Origin of the sequence: Methylosinus sp. H3A, from assembly GCF_015709455.1 — a bacterium.
Lineage (GTDB): Bacteria > Pseudomonadota > Alphaproteobacteria > Rhizobiales > Beijerinckiaceae > Methylosinus.
The window spans coordinates 131,904-152,763 of record NZ_JADNQW010000005.1; the positions used below are offsets into that span (position 1 = coordinate 131,904).

General features: G+C 62.9%; 13 protein-coding genes and 2 pseudogenes. 11 read left to right on the forward strand and 4 right to left on the reverse strand.

Annotated elements, in window-relative coordinates; all coding sequences use genetic code 11:
- Positions 1-66: 66 nt before the first annotated feature.
- Both IY145_RS03490 and IY145_RS03495 read right to left on the reverse strand, forming a co-directional pair.
- Entirely contained in the window at positions 67-1,443 is a 1,377-nt protein-coding gene (locus IY145_RS03490) for a multicopper oxidase family protein (RefSeq protein WP_196406932.1), read from the reverse strand.
- 19 nt (positions 1,444-1,462) lie between these two features.
- On the reverse strand, positions 1,463-2,824 hold the full coding sequence (locus tag IY145_RS03495; protein WP_246721755.1) for a TolC family protein: 1,362 nt from the start codon (positions 2,822-2,824) through the stop codon (positions 1,463-1,465).
- Between the two features lie 815 nt (positions 2,825-3,639).
- Between IY145_RS03495 and IY145_RS03500 the strand changes: the two are divergent.
- Positions 3,640-5,811 (forward strand): annotated as a pseudogene (locus IY145_RS03500) (copper-transporting P-type ATPase); the annotation flags it as partial.
- A 342-nt stretch (positions 5,812-6,153) separates the two neighbouring features.
- Positions 6,154-6,435, forward strand: a pseudogene (locus tag IY145_RS26550) (OmpA family protein); the annotation flags it as partial.
- Here the strand turns inward: IY145_RS26550 and IY145_RS03505 are convergent.
- Both IY145_RS03505 and IY145_RS03510 read right to left on the reverse strand, forming a co-directional pair.
- On the reverse strand, positions 6,386-9,553 hold the full coding sequence (locus tag IY145_RS03505; protein ID WP_196406935.1) for an efflux RND transporter permease subunit: 3,168 nt from the start codon (positions 9,551-9,553) through the stop codon (positions 6,386-6,388). The pseudogene IY145_RS26550 and the gene IY145_RS03505 sit on opposite strands and share 50 nt — an antisense overlap.
- The gene (locus IY145_RS03510; protein WP_196406936.1) at positions 9,550-11,082 is read right to left on the reverse strand and encodes an efflux RND transporter periplasmic adaptor subunit; all 1,533 of its coding nucleotides are present in this window, start codon (positions 11,080-11,082) and stop codon (positions 9,550-9,552) included. Before IY145_RS03510 ends, IY145_RS03505 begins: the two co-directional genes overlap by 4 nt.
- An 85-nt stretch (positions 11,083-11,167) precedes the next feature.
- On the opposite strand from IY145_RS03510, the gene IY145_RS03515 reads away from it, so the two are divergent.
- The 9 genes from IY145_RS03515 (at position 11,168) to IY145_RS03555 (ending at position 20,850) form a co-directional block, all read left to right on the forward strand.
- The gene (locus IY145_RS03515) at positions 11,168-11,536 is read left to right on the forward strand and encodes a hypothetical protein (RefSeq protein ID WP_024879227.1); all 369 of its coding nucleotides are present in this window, start codon (positions 11,168-11,170) and stop codon (positions 11,534-11,536) included.
- A gap of 817 nt (positions 11,537-12,353) precedes the next feature.
- Positions 12,354-12,557, forward strand: coding sequence for a ribbon-helix-helix domain-containing protein (locus tag IY145_RS25600; protein WP_084484797.1), 204 nt, complete (start codon positions 12,354-12,356; stop codon positions 12,555-12,557).
- Positions 12,544-13,707, forward strand: coding sequence for a DNA cytosine methyltransferase (locus IY145_RS03525; RefSeq protein ID WP_084484796.1), 1,164 nt, complete (start codon positions 12,544-12,546; stop codon positions 13,705-13,707). The genes IY145_RS25600 and IY145_RS03525 overlap by 14 nt, the downstream gene beginning before the upstream one ends.
- Positions 13,708-13,784: 77 nt before the next feature.
- Positions 13,785-14,732: an Eco29kI family restriction endonuclease gene (locus tag IY145_RS03530; RefSeq protein ID WP_198022749.1), complete on the forward strand. Its 948-nt coding sequence runs from the start codon at positions 13,785-13,787 to the stop codon at positions 14,730-14,732.
- Positions 14,716-15,189, forward strand: coding sequence for a very short patch repair endonuclease (locus IY145_RS03535; protein ID WP_245267239.1), 474 nt, complete (start codon positions 14,716-14,718; stop codon positions 15,187-15,189). The genes IY145_RS03530 and IY145_RS03535 overlap by 17 nt, the downstream gene beginning before the upstream one ends.
- Positions 15,186-17,522: an ATP-binding protein gene (locus IY145_RS03540; protein WP_196406937.1), complete on the forward strand. Its 2,337-nt coding sequence runs from the start codon at positions 15,186-15,188 to the stop codon at positions 17,520-17,522. The genes IY145_RS03535 and IY145_RS03540 overlap by 4 nt, the downstream gene beginning before the upstream one ends.
- A complete protein-coding gene (locus IY145_RS03545) occupies positions 17,523-19,196 on the forward strand; it encodes a DEAD/DEAH box helicase family protein (RefSeq protein WP_196406938.1) in 1,674 nt (557 codons plus the stop codon).
- On the forward strand, positions 19,193-19,720 hold the full coding sequence (locus IY145_RS03550) for a hypothetical protein (RefSeq protein WP_196406939.1): 528 nt from the start codon (positions 19,193-19,195) through the stop codon (positions 19,718-19,720). The genes IY145_RS03545 and IY145_RS03550 overlap by 4 nt, the downstream gene beginning before the upstream one ends.
- Before the next feature lie 5 nt (positions 19,721-19,725).
- Entirely contained in the window at positions 19,726-20,850 is a 1,125-nt protein-coding gene (locus IY145_RS03555) for a PIN-like domain-containing protein (RefSeq protein ID WP_196406940.1), read from the forward strand.
- Positions 20,851-20,860: the final 10 nt, after the last annotated feature.

The following is a 20,860-nucleotide window of genomic DNA, read 5'->3' on the forward strand; positions in this document are numbered from 1 at the left end:
CCGAAATAGAGTTCCGCTGCTGCGAGCCGACACCGTCTTGCCCATCAGATCGCCTATTTTCATTTTTCAATGATGCTCATGCTGATCATGGCCGGACGGTTGCGCTTTCGGGCTCTTCGTTTTCGTCACTCCATCATGCCGCGGCGCGTCTTTAGGGCGACCCTCGACCTCATGAGCGACGGTCCCCTCCGGGAACTCATATGGACCCGGGTCTTTATAGTCGTCGCGCGCCAGACCCTCTCGGATCTTCATGAGCGTGAACATGCCGCCCATTTCGATAGGTCCAAATTGGCCTGTTCCCGTCATCATGGGAAGCGCATTGTTCGGCCCAGGCATGTGCATCGACGCCATTTCGCCCATCCCGGACGAACCCATGGGCATGTAATCCGGAACCAATTTGGTGATGGCTTCGACAATGCGGGGGCTCTGCTTCACTCCGATGAAAGTTCTCAAATCATGGCCCATCGCGTTCATCGTGTGATGCGACTTGTGGCAGTGCAAAGCCCAATCACCCGGGTTGTTCGCGACGAGCTCGAAGGCGCGAATTGTTCCGACAGGGACGTCTACGGTCGATTCGGGCATTTGAGCAGATCGAGGAATCCAGCCCCCATCCGTGCCCGTGACGACGAAATGGTGGCCATGCAGGTGAATCGGATGATTTGTCATGCTGAGATTCGCTATCCGCACGCGCACGCGATCGTTCAAGCGTACAACGAGCGGGTCGATGCCGGGAAAGACCCGGTTATTGAATGTCCACATATTGAAGTTCGTCATCTCCACGACCTTGGGCACATAGGTTCCGGGATCGACATCATAGGTGGCCAACATGAACGCGAAATCGCGATCGACCCTATGCTGCTCGGGATCGCGCGAATGAACGACGATCATTCCCATCAAGCCCATCGCCATCTGCACCATTTCGTCCGAATGCGTGTGGTACATGAACGTCCCGCTCGTCTTCAGATCGAATTCGTAGACGAAGGTCTTGCCCGGCGGAATATGAGGCTGCGTGACGCCGGCCACGCCATCCATGCCATTCGGCAACAAGATTCCATGCCAGTGGATCGAGGTGGGTTCCGGCAGCTTATTCGTCACGAAAATGCGGACCTTATCGCCTTCGACCACCTCTATGGTCGGACCCGGCGATTGGCCGTTATAGCCCCAAAGATGCACTTTCATCCCGGGCGCGAACTCACGCTCGACGGCTTCCGCGACGAGATGAAACTCTTTGACGCCCTCGTTCATGCGCCAGGGCAAGCTCCACCCGTTCAACGTCACGACGGGTCGGTATTCGGGACCATTCGAGGGGGACAACGGAGGCTGTGTCGCCGCGCTCGTCGCATAATGAGCTTCCGGTATGCGCGCCGCTCGCGCGCGGCCGCTGAGAGCGGCGACGCTTACAAGTCCAGCCGCGGCGCCGATGAAGCTCCTTCGAGACATCATTGTTTGTCCCCCTCATTCGTCACTGTCCGATCGCATCCGTCCGTGATCCGGACGTCTCCTCGACTCGCGCTTCGGCTCCGCCGATGACCGTAGCTCGAAGGTCTGTGCTGGCGAGCCAGAAATCGCGCTTGGCTTCGATCGCCGCAATTCTCGCCAATATCCTCTGGCGCACCTCGGCGAGCAGTGGGAAGACGTCGATCAGCATCGCATTGTAGCGCAGCAGGCTTTCATCCACGATGATCTTGCGCAGCGGCAAAATCTCGCGCTGATAATGATTCGCTATGTCCCACGTCGAGCGATAGGTGCGATACGCCAATCGTGCTTCCGAACGAATGTCGATCGCTTTTGCCGCCAAGCGGTTGAACGCCTGCATGTAGTTTTGCTCCGCTTCGCGCGTGCGCGCCTCGCCAAAGTCGAAAATCGGAATTTCAATCGTGGCGCCTGGGCCAACAACCCTGAATCGAACATTCTCGGTGTCGATCGTCCCGTCGCTCGAAACACTGGTGACGGTTTCCCGCGTATCCTTATAGATGCCGGACAATTGGAAGACATTGACGAAGCGGGTCGCTTCGACGAGCCCATACGATTTTGCGAGCGCGTCGAGTTCTATGCCTGCGACGAAAAGATCGGGGCGGCGCGCCACCGCTTCCTGCTCGACCATGGGCATGCTTTGTGGACGAGAGGGCGGCGCCGGCAAGGCGGCGGGAAGCTTGAAATCGAGATCATCGCCCCACAAGCCAAGCGAGCGGATCAGCTGCTCGCGCTCGGCGATCGCGCGCTGGCGAGCCTTCGCGAGCTGAGCAGTAAGATCGGCGTAGAACACTTGCTCGCGCGCCTGATCGAGCTTGTTCATCGCGCCGGTTTCGCCCAATGCTCTGGCGAGCTCCGCCGCCGCTTCGGCCGTCGAATTCGCCTTGGCGAGAAAATCGACGAGCTCCCGCGAAGCGACAGCGCGATAGTAGTCCCTCCGCGCGCGGGCTGCGAGCCGGAGTGTTTCCTCGGCCGCGCGCAGCTGCGCCTGATGGAACCGGTCCGAGGCGATCTCCGCCCGCGCCGGCAAAGTCGCCAATGCGAGAATATCGGCGGCAATGATCGCCTCGAGCTCCAATTTCAGCGGTCCGGCAATCCGCGAAATGGAAAAGCTCGGGTTTGGCGGAAGGATTGCTCTTACCATCGCCGCTTCCGCGGAGCCCATGGCGTTATACGCCGCTTGGAGTCTGCGATTGCCGAGCAGAGCGATTTGCACCGCGGATTCGGCGGTCAGCGCTCGCGAGAGCAGAAGCTCGACACGAGCTCGAGCCGACGCAGCGTCCTCCGGGGTGCGGATCGCCAGCACGTCCTTTTCGAGCGGGCTGCCGGCGACGCTCGCGACAATGCTCATGCCGCCATCGTCCGAAAAACCGACGCAGGCGGAGAGCGTAATGGCCGAGAGCAATGCTGCGCCAGCTCGAATCCTCGAGCCGAGCCGACGCCGTCGCAACATCGACGGAAAGCATCGGAGCCGACTCAATGCTCATGCTCCGAGCCGCCGTCACGCCCGTGACCCGATGATCGGGTCACCCGAGCATTTTGCTCTCTCCAGGAACCCGGTCGGACCGGCCGTTGGCTGACGTAAGAGCCGATCGTAGAATGATAATGTGTAGCGGGCGCAGGCGCTCCGGCGTCGAACGGTTCAGGGGCGATAAACGGCAGCGGAGTTGGCGCGCAGCTATGAACTGTTCCGACAATCAATGAAACAGCGCCGACCTTCTCGAGAATATAAAGGAAGGACGCAAATAGCGGCCGCAGCTCAGCGGCGGACGTTTGTGCTCGCCACGACATAGAGAAGCCTCGGTCGCAGGGGATTCATACTCCAGCCACCGAATCACTCACGAGCGACGTTAGCTCGCTCATGCCGGCAAGGCTATTCGATAGGCGCCATAGGCCCGATACGCCGCTGATCGAGGAAGCCGCCAGCATCAGGCGGCGTTCGCCTCGTCGGAGGTTCGAATGTCGCCTCACGGGGAAGATCGCTTCCCCATAATCGGCTGGCCTAGTTCGTCGGCGAGCGGTTCGACCTCGGCCGCCATGTCCCGGCGACATAGTGGTCGAACGCGGCGATTTCCGCCTCTATATTCCCATCTCTGGTTTTTCAATCGATGACCGGCCGTTCCGAATGAGGCGATCCGCGCCCCATTGTCTCTGAAGGGTTCTCTCATGGCCCATGAGCACGCCCGTCACCACTCGCGAGAAAGCGCTCGGCGAAGCTCTCGCCCGGACGCGATCTACACATGTCCGATGCATCCGCAGATCCGCCGGCCGCAGCCCGGCAATTGTCCGATCTGCGGAATGGCGCTCGAACCTGTCCTCGCAAGCGCGGAGAGCGGACCGAGCCCGGAGCTCGTCGACATGACGCGGCGCTTTTGGATCGGCCTCGCTCTCGCCGTTCCTGGCGTCGTACTGGAGATGGGCGGGCATTTCTTCGGCCTTCACCATCTCATTCCGCCGCAGACGTCCAACTGGATTCAATTCGCTCTGGCGACTCCGGTGGTGCTGTGGGCCGGCGCGCCCTTCTTCGCGCGGGCGGCGCGGTCTCTCGTCACGCGCAATCTCAACATGTTCACGCTCATCGCCATGGGCACGGGAGTGGCCTTTGCCTATAGCGCGCTCGCGACTGTCGCGCCGTCGCTGATTCCCACGGCCTTCCGCAACGCGGATGGCTCGGTCCCGATCTATTTCGAGGCCGCCGCGGTCATCACCGTGCTCGTGCTGCTCGGCCAGGTGCTGGAGCTGCGCGCGCGAGAGCAGACCGGCGGCGCGATTCGCGCCTTGCTCGATCTCGCCCCGAAATCCGCGCGCCGCATCGCGGCCGACGGCTCGGACGAGGATATTTCGCTCGAGGATGTCGCGGTCGGCGATCGGCTTCGCGTGCGCCCCGGCGAAAAGATTCCCGTCGACGGCGAGCTCATCGACGGCCGCAGCTCGGTCGACGAATCCCTGGTCACGGGCGAGTCTCTGCCGGTGTCCAAGAGCGCCGGCGACCGGCTCATCGGTGGCACACTCAACCAGAGCGGCGGCTTCGTCATGCGCGCCGACAAGGTCGGCCGCGACACGATGCTCGCGCGCATCGTCGACATGGTCGCCGCGGCGCAGCGCAGCCGCGCGCCGATCCAGCGCCTCGCCGATCAGGTGTCGGGCTGGTTCGTGCCGGCCGTCATCGGCGTCGCCATTCTCAGCTTCATCGCCTGGGCGCTCTGGGGACCGGAGCCGCGCATGGCCTATGGCCTCGTCGCCGCGGTCTCCGTCCTCATCATCGCCTGCCCCTGCGCGCTCGGCCTCGCGACGCCCATGTCGATCATGGTCGGCGTCGGACGCGGCGCGCAGAGCGGCGTGCTCATCAAGAACGCTGAGGCGCTCGAGCGCTTCGAGAAGATCGACACGCTCGTCGTCGACAAGACCGGCACGCTGACGGAGGGGAGGCCGCAGGTCATCGCCATCCGCCCGATAGCGGGGCTCGACGAGAATGATCTCCTGCGCCTGGCCGCGAGCCTCGAGCGCGCGAGCGAGCACCCTCTGGCGCAGGCCATCGTGCAATCGGCGCTGGCGCGCGGGCTCGCGCTCTCCGAGGCGAAGGATTTCAATTCGCCGGCCGGCAAGGGCGTGACGGGCGTCGTCGAGGACCGGTCGCTCGCCATCGGCAATCGCCGCTTCCTGGACGAGATCGGAATCGACGTCGCCATCGCCGATGCGGAGGCGGAGCGGCTGAGAGAAGACGGCGCCACGGCGATTTTCGTCGCCATCGATAGCGTTGTCGCCGGCGTGATCGGCATCGCCGATCCCGTCAAGGAGACGACGCCCGCCGCCCTGCAGGCGCTGCGGAAGGATGGCGTCCGTGTCGTCATGCTGACGGGCGACAATTGGACCACCGCGCGGGCGGTGGCGAAGCGGCTCGGCATAGACGAGGTCGAAGCCGAGATACTCCCGGAGGACAAGAGCAAGGTGGTGAGCCGGCTGAGAGAGTCCGGCCGCGTCGTCGCCATGGCGGGCGACGGCGTCAATGACGCCCCGGCCCTCGCCGCCGCCGATGTCGGAATCGCCATGGGAACGGGGACCGATGTCGCGATCGAGAGCGCCGGCGTCACCTTGCTGAAGGGCGATCTGCGGGGCATCGTCCGCGGCCGGCGCCTCTCGGCCGCGACGATGCGCAACATCCGCGAGAACCTCTTCTTCGCCTTTGTCTACAACGCCGCTGGCGTACCCATCGCCGCGGGCGCGCTCTATCCCGCTTTCGGCTTGCTGCTGTCGCCGACGATTGCCGCCGCGGCCATGGCGCTGTCGTCGGTGAGCGTGATCGCCAATTCGCTGCGGCTGCGCCGATCGCAAATCGAAGAGCCAGCCGCCGCCGCCGGCGCTCTGCGTCGCCCGGAACGATCGAGACGTCTCGCATTGGCGGGGGCGACGGCCGCCGCGCTGGCGATCGCGGCGGGGCTGGCGTGGCGCGACTGGCGGCCGCGCTTCCCTGTCGCCGAGATGCCGCCATCTCCACCGGCGCAGCGCGAGCCGGCGCCCTCGGTCGTGGAGCGACCGGCCGAAGCGCCGAAGACGGATGCGCGATCCGGCGTCGCTGCGAGCGAAGGATTGGAGTCGAAGCTGCGCGCCTACCTCGAGAGCGAAACGCCGCGGGCGCGAAAACTCGCCTGGTTCGAGCTCGACGGCGTGACATTCGAGCCGCGCGGAGCCGGTCTGAAACCCACTGCGCAGACACGATTGCAGGCGGTCGCCGATGTTCTGGCGACCCATCCCCGCGCCAGAGCGATCGTCGCCGTCCATGGCGACGCCAAGAAGCTGTCGAAGCGGCGGGCGGAGGCCGTCGTCGCGGCGCTGACGCGGCTCGGCGTCGACGCCTCTCGCCTGCGCGCGCGGGCGCTCGCGTCGAAGCCCTCCGCCGTCACGGGATCGAGCGTCAATTCCGAGCCGGACGGCCGCGTGCTGCTCGGCCTGCGTTCGAAGTGACTCCGGCGCGAGGCAAGCGGAAGCCCTTGACGAGCGCATAGATCGCCGGAATGACGACGAGCGTCAGCGCCGTCGAGGAGGCCATGCCGCCGATCATCGGCGCGGCGATGCGCTGCATGACGTCCGAGCCCGCGCCATGGCTCCAGAGGATCGGCAGCAGGCCGGCGATGATGGCTGTGACCGTCATCATCTTCGGACGCACCCGCTCGACGGCGCCGAGCATGATCGCCTCTTGCAGATCGGCGCGCGTGAAGGCGCGGCCCTGCGCGACCCGCTCGGCGGCGATCTCTTTCATGGCCTGATCCAGATAGATCAGCATGACGACGCCGGTCTCGGCGGCGACGCCGGCGAGCGCGATGAATCCGACCGCCGCCGCGACCGAGAGGTCGAAGCCCATGAGCCACATCGCCCACACGCCGCCGACGAGCGCGAAAGGCAGGGACGCCATCACGATCAGCGTTTCCGTCAAGCGACGGAAATTGAGATAGAGCAGCAGGAAAATAATCGCGAGCGTCAGAGGAACGACGATTTTCAAGCGCGCCTCGGCCCGCTGCATGTATTCGAACTGCCCGCTCCAGGTCACATAGGAGCCGGCGGGAAAAGAGACGGATTGCGCCACGGCCTTCTGCGCCTCCGCGACATAGGAGCCAAGATCGCGATCCCGCACGTCGACAAAGACATAGACGGCGAGCTGGCCGTTCTCCGTGCGGATCGATGTCGGCCCGCGCGTGAGCTCGATCCTAGCGACCTCGCCCAGCGGAACCGCGCCGCCGCGCGGCAGCGGCGTGAGCACTTCTTTCGCGATCGTCTGGGGGTCGGATCGGAACTCGCGCGGATAGCGGATGTTGACGCCATAGCGCTCGCGCCCTTCGACCGTCGTCGTGATCGTCTCTCCGCCGAGCGCGGTGGCGATCACCTCCTGCACATCGCCGATCATCAGATTATAGCGCGCGAGCGCCGGGTGATCGGGGACGATATCGAGAAAATAGCCGCCGTTGACGCGCTCGGCATAGGCGCTCGCCGTGCCGGGAACGCGCTTCAGCACGGCCTCGACCTGCCGCGCGACGCCTTCCATCTGCGCGAGATCACGGCCGAAGATCTTCACGCCGATCGGCGTGCGAATGCCCGTGGCGAGCATGTCGATTCGCGCCTTGATCGGCATGGTCCAGGCATTGGAGACGCCGGGAAACTGCAAGGCGGCGTCGAGCTCGGCGACGAGCTTCGAGGTGGTCATTCCTGCCCGCCATCGATCCTTCGGCTTCAGGGCGATGATCGTCTCGAACATTTCGAGCGGCGCCGGATCGGTCGCGGTCGCGGCGCGGCCCGCCTTGCCATAGGCGGACGCGACCTCGGGAAAGGATTTGATGATGCGGTCCTGCGTCTGCAGCAGCTCGGCGGCCTTGGTGACGGAGAGGCCGGGCAGAGTCGTCGGCATATAGAGCAGAGCGCCTTCGTCCAGCGTCGGCATGAACTCGCCGCCGAGCTCGCGCGCCGGAACGATCGTTGCGACGATCGCGAGAAAAGCGAGAAGGATTGTCGCCGTCTTCGCCTTCAGCACGCGCGCGATGATCGGGCGATAGAGAAAGATCAGCGCGCGATTGACCGGATTTTTCGCCTCAGGCGCGATGTTGCCGCGCACGAAGACGACCATCAGAGCGGGAACCAGCGTCACCGAGAGCAGCGCCGCCGCCGCCATGGCGAAGGTCTTCGTATAGGCGAGCGGCGCGAACAGCCGTCCCTCCTGCGCCTCCAGCGTGAAGATCGGCAGGAAAGACACGGTGATGACGAGCAAGCTGAAGAACAGCGCCGGCCCGACTTCGCTCGCCGCCTCGATCACTATGTCGATGCGAGGCTTTTCTGGCGGCGCGCGCTCCAGATGCTTATGGGCGTTCTCGATCATCACGATCGCGGCGTCGACCATCGCGCCGATGGCGATGGCGACGCCCCCGAGGCTCATAATGTTGGAGCCGAGGCCGAGCGCCTTCATCGCTCCGAAGGCGAGGAGCACGCCGACCGGCAGCATGATGACGGCGACGAGCGCGCTGCGCAGATGCAGGAGAAAGAGCGCGCAGACGAGGGCGACGATGACGCTCTCCTCGACGAGCGTCCCGCGCAAAGTCTCGATCGCGGCGTGAATGAGCTGCGAGCGATCATAGACGGTCGCGATCTCCACGCCCTTCGGCAGGGCGGACGCCAGCCGGGCGAGCGCCGCCTTCACATTGTCGATCACGCTCAGCGCATTGACGCCATAGCGTTGCAGCGCGATCCCGCTCGCGACCTCGCCCTCGCCATCGAGCTCGGCGACGCCGCGCCGCTCGTCCGGCCCGAGCTCCACGCGCGCGACATCGCGCAGCAGCAGCGGCGTGCCATTCTCCGCGCGCAGGCCGATATGCTCTATGTCGGCGGCGCTCTTCAAATAGCCGCGGCCGCGCACGATGAACTCGAACTCGGAGAGCTCCACCGTGCGGCCGCCGACATCCGTATTGCTGGCGCGGATCGCCTCGCGCAGCTGCTTCAAGGAGACGCCGAGCGCGCGCAGCCGGTTGGGATCGACGACGACATTATATTGCTTGACGAAGCCGCCGACGCTCGCGACTTCCGCCACGCCTTCGGCCTTGGAGAGTCCGTAGCGCAATGTCCAATCCTGGAGCGAGCGCAGCTCGGCGAGCGTCATCTCCTTGGCGACGAGCGCATATTGATAGACCCAGCCGACGCCGGTCGCATCCGGCCCGAGCGTCGGCGTCACGCCTTGCGGCAGCTTCTTGCCCGCGGCGCTCAAATATTCGAGCACGCGCGAGCGCGCCCAATAGAGATCGACGCCGTCCTCGAAGATCACATACACGAAGGAGACGCCGAAGAAGGAGAAGCCGCGCACGACCTTGGAGCGCGGCACGGTCAGCATCGCGCTCGTCAGCGGATAGGTGACCTGATCCTCCACGACCTGCGGCGCCTGCCCCGAATATTCCGTGTAGACGATCGCCTGCACGTCGGAGAGATCGGGAAGCGCGTCGAGCGGCAGCGTGCGCAGCGCATAGGCTCCCGCCCCGATCGCGAAAGCGGCGCCGAGAAAGACGAGGACGAGATTGCGCGCCGACCAGGCGATGAGCCGTCCGATCATCGCGCCATCTCCGCTCCCGCGAGCGTCTGCAGCGCCGCCCGCAGATTGCTCTCCGAGTCGATGAGGAAATTGGCCGCCGTCACCACGCGGTCCATCTCATCGAGGCCGCTCCGCACCTCGACGAATCCCTCGCCGCGCCGGCCGAGCATCACCTCGCGCGGCTCGAAACGCCCATCGCCCTTGTCGAGGAGGACAAGCGCCCGCTTGCCGGTTTCGATCACCGCGCTCTCGGGCGCGGCCACGATCTGCTCGGCGTCGCCGGCCAGAATCTCCGCCTCGACATACATGTCCGGCCGCAAGATCAGATCGGCGTTGGCCAGCTCGATGCGCACGCGAGCCGTGCGTGTCTCGCGATTGATCTGCGGATAGACGACCGTCACATGGCCGGAGAAGACGCGATCCGGCAGGCCGCGCGCTCTGATCTCGACAGGCTGGCCGACGCGCAGCCGCGCATAATCCTGCTCGGCGACGTCGACGAGCGCCCAGACCACCGAAAGATCGGCGATGCGGAACAGCACTTGGCCGGCCTCGGCCTTCATTCCATCGACGGCGTTGCGCTCGAGAATGACGCCGTCGCGCGGCGCCGGCCAGGAGACGCTCGCCGGCACGCGGCGGCTGCGGGCGATCTCGGCGATGAATTCCGGCGGCGCGTTCAGCGTCTCGAGCTTCCTCCGCACGCCGTCGAGCAATCTCGCGTCGCCCGTCTGAGAGCCCGCTAAAACCAGATAATCCGCCGCCGCCGCGGCGATGGCCGGAGAATAGAGCCTCACCAGCGGCTGGCCCTTGGAGACGCGCGCGCCGGTCGTGGCGTCGGCGACCTTCTCGACGAAAGCCTCGGAGCGCGTCGCGACCACGGCGACGCGGCGCTCGTCGACCTGCACCGCGCCGGGCACGCGAATCTTGGCGACGAGCGGCCGACGCCTCACCAGTTCCGAGCGCACGCCCGTGCGCTGGATTTTTCCGGGCGCGATGCGCACCGCGCCATCGGCCTCGGCCTCGTCGCCCTCATAGACGGGCGTGTAATCCATGCCCATCGCATCCTTCTTCGGCGCCGGCGAAACATCGGGCAGCCCCATCGGATTGCGGTAGTAGAGGATTCGCTTCGCACGCGGCTTCGCGGAGAGCTCGGGGAGGACAGCGCGCAGATCGGCCGGCCGGACCGGCAGATAGTCCATGCCCATGCCGTCCTTTCGCGGGCCTGCGGAAATATCGTCGCCGCCCATCGGATCGCGATAGAAGAGCGGCTCCTCGCGCGAGGCCGCGGGCGGATCGGGAAGCTTTCCGATGAACGGCGCGATCTGCGATCGGCGCACCGGCAGAAAGTCCATTCCCATCCCGTCCTTGCGCGGATGGCGCGAGACTTCGCCGCCGCCCATCGGATCACGATAGAAGAGAATGGGATCGTCGAGCGCGGCGGCCGTGATCGGGCGACTCGATTGGGCCGCGTCGGAATGGAAAGCGTGAAGCACTGACACGGTCACGCTCGCGGCGAGCGCGAGCGCGCCGAACAAAGGCGCGAAAGGAGGCATGATTTCGATCTCCAGCCGCAGCGGCGGCGGATTGCGTTGAAGCTCACGAAGCCGTCGCGCCGCGTGAGCGGCGGAGCCGGCGAATATGGCTTCAGGCGATCGGAGGTCGAAGGTCCGGAGAACCGGCCAGGGAGGCGGGATCGACGTCGCTCGCGGCGACGATAGCGACCACCGCGGCGAAGACCGGCAGGCGGAAGAATGCTTCGATTGGGCCGGCGACTGGTGGGACTTGGCCGCAAGACACTGCCGCGCAATCGTCGGCGCTTTGGGCACCGTGATCTCCGACAGCTTTATGGCAATCTTCCACAGCCGCGGCGCTCATACCATCGCATCCGCGATCGGCGCGCGGACCCGCTCCCCCGCCAGCCAGCAGCGAAGCCAGCACGAGGATGGGAAGAAGCGAGCGGAGCAGACGAACCATGATCCTTTCTACCAGCGGGAGACGAAAGCGTAAACCCGACGCCTCCACACGCAGTGAGATAGGGAGCATTGGATTCAACTGGTACTTGCTCTACCGCGTCCATACGACACAATTTGAGGAGAAAAGAAACGCCCCGCCGCGTGGTCTACGGTCGGGGCGTCTCGCTTGCTATGGCTCAGGGGGAACCACAGCGTTCTAAGGATAAGGCGCAGATTTGGGGGGTCAAGGGATCCGTCCTCCGCCTTCGCCTGCATCCATGGCAAGCGGGACGCCCTTGTCCCGACAGAATTCCCAACCTTGCCAAGGTTGGGGTCGAGGGTTCGAACCCCTTCGCCCGCTCACGTTTATCAACAACGTAGATAGATAAGAATGGCTCTTCGGATCCATTTTTGCTGACAACGCGTACCCGACGGCTCTTTATCAGCAGGTTGTAAGCACGAGAAAGAGCGTTCTCGGACGTCATGGCGTGACTTTGGTGCGGATGACGCCTCATGGGCAGACACACGATCCGTTGGCTCCCGGATTCGATTGCGGCATCGTTCGGTGGCTCCGCGTGACTTCCACCGCCCGCTGCACAGCGTTGATGCGCTCCATGGGTCACACCGTGGATACAGCCCAGGGGGCTGCTCTGCCTCCCCGTCTGGCTGCATAGACCAATGCCCTACGAAGGTGGGGGCACGCGCTCGAATCGTGGTGGGTGCGCCGTCGTCCCCAGCGATAGTCAGCCCAGGACAGTGAATGTTCTTGATATGTTCGCGCTCCTCGTCCAATCTCGTAATTGAAAAATTGACGATTGCGCTGCAAGCTGCCCATAGCCGCGGAACGCCGCGGATTGCCGCGGAGATGAGAAGTGGGTAAGGATGGCCGCGATGCTGAGAGGGTCACTACGACCTTATCGCGCAAGCAGAAGGCCGAACTCGATCGCCTCGCGAAAACGCAGGGCGTGAAGGTTGCTTGGCTTGTCCGACGGGCGGTCGAAAAGTTTTTGGAAGAAGCGGCTGGCGGACCGATGTTGCCGCTGGATCTCGAAGGAGGCGAGGATGCAAAGCGCTGAACTCTTCGCCGGATGTGGAGGACTGGCTTTGGGCATGTCCCATGCCGGCTTCAAGCATCGATATATGGCGGAATTTGACCACGACGCCGTCGCCACCGTGCTTCACAACAAAAACAAGGGCGTCGAGCACGTCCGGGACTGGCCGATGGGGCTCCAGGATGTCCGCGAGATCAACTGGAAAGCATTAAGTGCTCTCGACCTTGTATCGGGTGGCCCGCCTTGTCAGCCATTTGGAATCGGAGGGAAGAAGCGAGGTCAGGACGATCATCGCGATATGTGGCCGGAAGCCATACGCGCCATTCGCGAGGCAAAGCCGCGCCTCTTCCTGTTTGAGAATGTGAGGAATATCGCGGGACCGCGCTTTCGATCCTATCTCGACTGGATCGTGGCGCATCTTGAGCGGCCGGCCTTGGTCAGGCGTCCAGATGAAAGCCATGACGAGCATCGCGCGAGGTTGCTCGCGTCAAGGGCCAGGCCGGATTACGAGGTCGTCTGGCAACTTGTGAACGCGGCCGACTTCGGGGCTGCTCAAATTCGACATCGCGTTTTGATCTTTGGAGTTCGGAAAGATCTTGGCGTGGTTCCGGTGCCGATGAAGCCAACCCACTCGCGTGATCGCCTGTTATGGGATCAATATGTCACTGGCGAGTATTGGGCTCGACACGGTTTGAAGCGACGCCGGGAAGCGATTCTTCGGCAGGATCAGGTTCGCGTTGAACAATTGGCGCGGGAGGGACGAGAGCCCGACGGAACCGCCTGGGTTACTGTCAGGGACGCGCTGAGGGGGCTCGGTGAACCAAATGGAGGGCGTAACCACGTGATGCAGCCAGGCGCGCGAGTCTATCCGGGGCACACCGGGAGCCCGTTGGATTTGCCGGCGAAGGCGCTGAAAGCCGGGGATCATGGCGTACCGGGCGGTGAGAATATGATGGTCCGCGATGACGGCACGGTTCGATATTTCACGACCCGTGAGGCGGCGCGCTTGGTGGGATTGCCCGATGATTACGAGTTTCCCCGGTCCTGGACAGAAAGCATGCGCCAGCTCGGAAATGCGGTCCCGGCCCCCTTGGGAGCTGCGGCTGGTAAATGGCTGAAGACACAGGCGGAGGCGGCGGGCGGCGCGCTGGCTCCCAGACGTCGTGTGGCTTAGAATTAAGGCTTCCACTGGAGCCAGAGGGCGAGTCGCGGGCGAGAGACCTCGTGTCGGCAGCCGAGGGGGGTTAATCTATGGCGCTCGCACCAGATCGCGCGGCGATAAAGGCACTGGAGGACGCCGTGGCGGCTGTTTTGGCCGCTGTGGGGAATAATCCGTCGCCAGCGACCGTGCGTCGTATCCGAGAAGGCCTCGCCGCCCATGCGGATGCTGTCGAGGCGGCCCGGTCCGCGACGGATCCAATACGAATGCCGCGGTCGACCTTTGATCCCGCCGATCCAAAGGCAATCGGCCGGATGGTGTCCATCGCGCTGTTGGCTCAGCCGCTGCTTCCGCTTGGCGATGTCCGTCCAGCCTACGGCTCCGGCGTTTACGCCATCTACTATCGTGGCGATCACCCGCTTTATGAAGGGATCACCGGATCAGAGACGCCGATTTATGTCGGAAAGGCCGACCCGGCGAACGACGACGCGAGCACGACGCGTGAGCAAGGACCGAAACTCACGGGCCGGCTCATGGAACACGCCGGGACCATCGCCACAGCGGAGGCTTTCTCCGATCGGATACCGCCTCATTTGTCGGTCATTCGACTTTCCGACTTTTCCTGTCGGAGGCTTGTGTGCGCGACGAACGCGCAACTCGTTGCCGAAAAACACCTTATTCGGACGTTTTGGCCCATCTGGAATTCGGAGACCAAAGCTTGCTGGGGAATGAGCAAGCATGGCGATGCGGCCACGACGCGCGCCAACAAACGATCCCCTTGGGACGTCGTTCATCCGGGGCGACCGTGGGCCCTTGATGTGCGTTTGGCTGACTCGCTCACGCCGGACGAAATCGCGCATCGCATCAAGGCCACGTTGGAACGTGTGCCCGCGCGTCGTGACCACGCGGCGCTGCTTGAGGAGATACTGGCGGGCTTTCGGCAAGACGACGCTCCCCGTGCCGACGAGGACGTGCCCCCGGTTGGAGAGAGCGCCGTTGGTCCAGAACCGGACGAGGCTGGTGGTGTCGACGACGAATGAGATCGATCCCGCCAGAAGCGCGCAAATGTCGCTCGTGCGCGGCAAGGACACGAAGCCTGAGCTGCGTGTCAGACGAGCGCTGCACGCGGCGGGCCTGCGCTACCGCTTGCAGGCGAAAGGGCTTCCCGGAAAACCGGATGTGGTTTTCCGCAGCCGCCGGATCGTGATCTTCGTTCACGGGTGTTTTTGGCATCAACATCCGAGCCCTGATTGTCGACTGGCTAGGATGCCGAAATCCAGACTGGATTTTTGGGAACCCAAGCTCACGGGTAATCGCCAGCGCGATGAGCGTGTGAAGGCGACGCTGGAAAGCCAGGGCTGGCGGGTTATCGAGGTGTGGGAATGCGAGACCAAGCCCGAGCACCTGCGAAGACTTGTTGCGGACGTCAAGAATTCAGAATTGGCGACGCCGAGAACTACGGGCGGCTCATCGGGCACGAGGCGGGGTTGGGAATGACTCAGGAATTCGATCTCACGCCCGATCCGCGTGTGCTTCAGATGCTTGGAGAGATCAATCTCCACCAGTGGCGCTGTCTCGCCGAGCTCATCGACAACTCGATCGACGGATTTCTCCACGCCGCCCGCGCGGACTCGCCCGTCGATGGGCCTGAAATCGCCGTCCTACTGCCGACTGCCGACAATGAAAACGCGCGGGTCGTCGTGAAAGACAACGGACCGGGGATGTCGTTCGAGGTGCTGGAGAAGGCCGTGAAGGCGGGGTGGTCTGGCAATAGTCCACTCGAAAATCTCGGTTTATTCGGGATGGGGTTCAACATCGCGACAGCGCGGCTCGGACTTGTGACCGAGGTGTGGACCAGCCGGCATGGCGACCCGGAACAGGTGGGCGTGCGTATCGATCTCGACAATCTCCGAGCGACCGGCAACTTTCGTGTGCCGCGTCAGACCCGGCCGAAAGCCGATCACACGGCTCATGGAACGGAGATTGTGATCACGCGCCTAAAGCCTGATCAGCGGGCCTATCTCGCGCGTGGCAACAATCAGAAGACGATCCGCAAGCATTTGGCCCGAGCCTATTCCTCGCTTCTTGATCAATCGGGCGTAGGAAGAATCCGGCTGATGATCGGCGGCGCGAGGCTCTCTCCCCGGAGACATTGCGTGTGGGGCGAGGACCGCACGGTGACGTATCCAGATGGCACGGTGGCCCGCGCTGTTGAACTCATCGATGTCAAGTTGGCGCCGCGCCGTTACTGCACCCGCTGCATGCGGACGTTGGCGGCGAGTGAGGAGAGCTGCCCGATGGGCAGTCCGAGTTGTAATATCGTCGAGACGACGCGCCGCGTTCACGGTTGGATTGGCCTGCAGCGATACCTTCATAACACTGAATTTGGCATCGATTTCATTCGAAATGGCCGAAAAATCGAGATCTCAAACAAGGATCTGTTTGAATGGAGCGATGGGGAGACGTCGGAAGTCGAGTACCCTACCGACGATCAAAGAAATCGCGGCCGATTCGTCGGCGAGATCCACATTGATCATTGCCGCGTCAGTTACACGAAGGATCGCTTCGAGCGCGACGATCCGGCGTGGGGCGAGATGGTGCGCGTTGTTCGTGGCGAGGGGCCACTGCGGCCAATCGTGGCGAAGCAACGTGGCTACGCCGGCAACGAGAGCCCTCTCTACAAGCTGTATCAAGCTTTCCGGCGTTCCAGCCCGCAAGGAAAGAATGGGCTGTGGTCCCGTGTGCTCGTCGTCCGTGACAATGAACGCGCGCAACAGATGGCGGAGGCGTTCGCGGAAGGTGATCCAGATTATCTGACCGATGAGCGCTGGTGGCAGCTCGTTCAGGAACAGGACAAGGAGGTCCTCGGCGACCCGGGCGGGGAGACGACCGATACACCGCTTCCCGGTGGTTTTCTCGACGGCGGCGCTTCCGCACCAAGTCCTGTTGAAGGTCAACCGGCGGCGGATGCACAACCGCATCCACAACCGACGCCACCGCCTCCCGCGCCGGTACGGCGGCAGATGCACGAGCTATCGCGCAAATATGTGCATCCGACATACCGCGTCGAGTACGAGATCCAAGCCATGGCGGTTGGCTCTGACGATCTGGATTTGCCGACGGGACTTCCCTGGCTCCTGAAACTCGATGATGTCGCGACCAGGACCTATGGCTTCCTTGTTGACGTCACGCATGAAGTATTCCGATCCACAACCATGACGCCGTTGGATGGCCTTCTCACGGAGCTTACCCATCGCACCGTCGAGTTCCTGAAAGGCCAGGCTCAGGACGCCTCGGTTGCCGGTGTCCTCGCGGATTTTCGTCGACAATATTGTGTGGAGACGAGGTTGGACCCGCAGGAGATCATCTCACTTGCTTCCTCGATTCTCGGCGAGATCGCGCGCGCTATCCCCAACCTTCCCGGCGTCATGGCCGGGCCAGCGCTCTATGAGGAGCTGGGCGCGACTGAAAAGGAGACGATCGCGCGGCGGATGGCCAATAGGGGTGTTCCAGACCACAAGGCACTCATCGCCGAGGGCCGGTTCTGGGAATACGCGGAAGTCGACTCCGTCCGGGCAATTTTCAACCGCCATCCTGAATTCTTCCTCGACGGCGCATTCTGGAATGACCCATACGCCAAGGTTGATTTCGGCAGCGCCGCTGTCACTGAGCAAGCTAAGCGCGGCGTGCTGTCGCGATACGACGCATACCTCGGCGACGCTGTTTGGCTCGCGAACCAGACGCCGGCTGACATTGAGCGCGCGAGCCGCGACGCCGTGATACGCGCGAGCTGTTCGGTGAGGCTCTTGAAGCCAGATGTGGCGGATTAAATGCTCGATCCTTTTCTCGATGCCGCGAGCTTATTGAAGGGGCCATGGCAGGCTTTCGAGAGGGATGTCGCGCGTCTTTTGGTGTGCAATGGATTCGAGGATGTCCGTTTGGTTGGCGGAACGGGTGATCACGGCGCCGACGTGCTTGGCGTCAAGAATGGAGAGCTCTGGGTCATCCAATGTAAATTCACGACCAGCGGTTATCCCGCAGCCACCTCCGTTGATGAGGTTGGGGAAGCGGCCCGTTTCTACAAGGCGGATCGGATATATGTGGCTTCCAGTCGACGGGCCGGTCCCGCTACTTATGAGGCGATAAGCCGCTGGAAGGCTCTCGGGATCGAGATCGGTATTCTAGAGCCGGTCACGCTACTGGAGTTGGCTCGGAAGAGCCCCGAATATTCCGTCCATCGGCGCGACTTACGCGACTATCAGGAAGACGCCGTCGAGAAGTTCGTGGCGACCTTGCGCGAGACGAGTCGTGGACAGGTCGTTCTCGCCACAGGCCTTGGCAAAACCGTCGTGCTGGCGGAGAGCGTGGCGAATTTGTTTCGGGACCAGGCGGTGCCAGGTGGGCGCGCACTCGTTTTGGCCGGAACACGCGAGCTTGTCGACCAGCTGCAGCGGGCCTTTTGGGACCAGTTACCGAAGTGGATCGCGACACATAGACTGATGGGCGGAGAAACGCCCGGTAGTTGGGACGGGATCACCTTCGCGACCGTGCAGAGCGCTGTTTCCCGTCTTGGCGAGCTTCCGGACTTCGGTCTCGTCCTCATCGACGAGGCCCACCACGTCGGATCGGAAACCTTTCGCAGGGTCACAGACCACTTGTCTAGCGCCATGATCGGCGGCGTGACCGCCACGCCTTGGCGTGGTGACGGTTATGATATCGACGAATTGCTCGGTCAGCCCGTGATCAAGATCGGTATCGCGGAAGGACTCCGTCGCGGATTTCTTTGCGAGGCTGACTATCGACTATTGGCCGATAACATCGACTGGCAATTGGTCCGATCGCAGTCGCGAAATCGCTATTCGATAAACCAGCTTAATCGATTGCTTCTTCTTCCAATGCGCGACGAGGAGGCGGCGCGCGCGGTGCGTGAGACATTTGATCGAGAGAAGCGACTCTCCGTCATTGTGTTCTGCTCCTCAGTCCAGCACGCGAAGAGTTTCGCAGCGACGCTCCGGCTGTTTGGCTTCAAGGCCGAGCCAATCACTGGGGAAATGAATCCCCGCGAGCGTGATCGCATGATGTCCGCCTTCCGTAAGGGCTCCCTCGACGTGGTCACGACGCGGGATTTGTTCAATGAAGGGGTGGACGTGCCGGATGTGGACATGATCGTCTTCATGCGCGTCACGCACAGTAGACGGATTTTTGTTCAACAACTCGGCCGGGGGCTTCGGATCAGCCCGAACAAATCCAAGGTCGTGGTGCTCGACTTCGTGAGTGATCTACGTCGCATCGCCGAGGTTGTCGAGCTTGAGAAGGCGGCGCGAGGCGATCTTGAGCGCCTGCGCCTCCCTGGCGTGATCCAATTCCGAGACGAGGGCGCCGGGAGCTTCATGCTCGATTGGATGCGCGATCAAGCCGACCTCTTCACCCGTGAGGGCGATCCGACGCTCGAGCTTCCCGCCTTCGACTTTCCGAAACCGCACACCAAGGGAACCATTCAATGATGATTCCCGAGGCCATCAGGGACGGCATTCGCGACAAAATCTGGGCGGTGGCGGATGAGTTGGGCTGGTCCACGATCGGGGATTCGGAACGCTCGCGCTACTACGAGCTTTGGACCCGCGATCAGACGATCGGCGGGCAACTCGCTCACTTCATGGACCCGAGAAAGGTCAGGGTCTACATTAAGGATTCGCTCCTAAAACCCTATGAGAGGGCTCGCCTCCTCGAGACCGAGGGACAAATTTGGCGGTCACTGGGCCTCTCTCCGCCGACCAGTGTGAGTGAGTCCTATATCAAGCCGCATGGGCGTCGGCTTGGCGACGGCAGGGTCATATGTTGGGGCAAGAGTAGGGATTGGAAGCTGGTCCTGATGGCGGTGTTCGAGCGAGGCCGAACCAGCCATGAAGCGTCTCCCTTCGGCGCGGTACTACTTGAGACGGGACAAACCTCGGTGGCTCGCAAGCGTGCCCTGGTGAAGGACGCGGCGGCTAGGCTGGGCATTCAGCAGATGGCTTGGCTGGAGTGACGCGGATGCGAGACAAGTTCGCGGGCTGGTACCCGAAATCCGCCGCTGAGGCAGCGGCGCTTTGGGACAACGCCATTTTTGTCCCGGACGCGAACGTCCTGTTGCACTGCCTGCGCCACCCCGCCGCCGTGCGTGAGGAACTACTTCGCCTGTTCGATGTGCTCAAGCCCTCGCTGTGGATCCCCTATCAGGTTGGTCTCGAATTTCACCGAAATCGCCTGGACGTCGAACTCGGCGCGCAGGACGCCTACGATCTGCTGGTCAAGGACCTGGAGGCGGTCGTCGAGAAGGCGCGCGAACGGCTTCGCCAGCTACGAGCACATCCGACAATAAGTGTCGCCAAGGAACTCGCTGCGCTGGATATGTTCTCGACGGACTTCCGCGCGCGTATGGCGGCCGCGCAAGCGGCCCATCCCGCTGAGGAAATCGCCGGCTCGGTCACGCGACTGACCAAGCTATTGGATGGCCGCATTGGCGAAAAGTGGAAGCCCGAGCAATTCGCTGCCCTCAAGAGGGAGGGAGAGGATCGATACGCGAAAAAGATTCCGCCTGGTTATAAGGACGCGAAGAAGGATTCTGGTGAATTCGACAAGTTTGGTGACCTGATCATATGGAAGGAGATGATCGCGAAGGCGAAAGACAACAAACGGCCGATCATCTTTATCTCCGATGACGCGAAGGAAGATTGGTGGTGGATCCACAGGGGCCGGAAACTTGGTCCGCGTCCTGAACTCGTCGAGGAATTCAAAGCGGAGAACGGCCAGGACTTCCACATCTATGAGTTTAGTCAATTCCTTCGTTTCGCCGCAGATCGCTATCCCGAGATCAAGGCGAATGTCGATAAAGTGGAAGAGAGCTTGCTCGCTGACGAGAACGCTAGGCGCAGACAGAGTGATGCCGCAGAGGCGAGGGATTTTGAGATCAAACTTCGCCAGCTCGAGGACGAGCGAGATCAGCTCGTCGCGACGCTGTCAGGTACGCCAGGTAGCTCGATCGCGAGTGTTACGGCGGATCGATCTGCTTTGCGCGCGCGGTTGAATGAACTCAACGCGGAGATTGCCTCGCTTTCATCGGAACCACGAGAAGTAGCGGGCGATGCCCTCGCCTCCGATGAGAAGACCAGGGCATAGGGCGCGAACG